General features: G+C 48.0%; 1 pseudogene. It reads left to right on the top strand.

The features are described 5' to 3' along the window. A pseudogene (locus UC75_RS20205) lies at nucleotides 1-271 on the top strand (acetyl-CoA C-acyltransferase); the annotation flags it as partial.

Raw genomic sequence — 271 nt, 5'->3', positions numbered from 1 at the left:
GATGCTGTTGTGATTGATACCGATGAACATCCTCGTGCGTCGACCACACTTGAAGCTTTAAGCAAACTTAAGCCTGTGGTTAAAGCAGAGGGCACGGTCACTGCGGGGAATGCTTCAGGTATTAACGATGGTGCAGCAGCTCTACTGATTGCTTCTGATGAGGCAGTTCAAGCTTACAACCTCAAACCGCGTGCAAAGATCATTGCTTCAACAGCAGTCGGTGTAGAACCACGTATTATGGGCTTTGCTCCAGCACCAGCGATTAAAAAAC

Source organism: Acinetobacter sp. V2 (genome assembly GCF_001188385.1).
GTDB classification, from domain to species: domain Bacteria; phylum Pseudomonadota; class Gammaproteobacteria; order Pseudomonadales; family Moraxellaceae; genus Acinetobacter; species Acinetobacter oleivorans.
Note: the sequence above shows the minus strand (reverse complement) of the source record. Positions and strands in the feature narration are given on the sequence as shown.